Source organism: Pantoea sp. GbtcB22 (assembly GCF_019091025.1).
Taxonomy (GTDB): Bacteria; Pseudomonadota; Gammaproteobacteria; order Enterobacterales; family Enterobacteriaceae; genus Pantoea; species Pantoea leporis.
The window spans coordinates 1-236 of the sequence record NZ_JAGXKB010000842.1; the positions used below are offsets into that span (position 1 = coordinate 1).

General features: G+C 57.6%; 1 protein-coding gene. It reads right to left on the minus strand.

All coding sequences use genetic code 11. From position 1 onward, the window contains the following. On the minus strand, positions 1-236 hold a 236-nt coding region (locus KVT28_RS26835; protein ID WP_305801837.1), incomplete at both ends, for a cell division protein ZipA C-terminal FtsZ-binding domain-containing protein.

The following is a 236-nucleotide window of genomic DNA, read 5'->3' on the forward strand; positions in this document are numbered from 1 at the left end:
GGCACCATCATGAAGATCGAGACGCCAGGCGTAGAGAAATTCCCCATTTGTTCCGGATCGAATGAACCCGGCTTCACCATGTTCGCCAGGCTAAACAGCACCGGACCGCTGCCGGCTGGGCTAAGGTGGCGATGGAAAATGTTCATCTCACCAAACTGGAATCCGACTTGCAGGATGCCCTGCAACAGCGCTTCACCGTTCAGTTCGCCGCCCGCATGTGCAGCGACGTGCAGCAC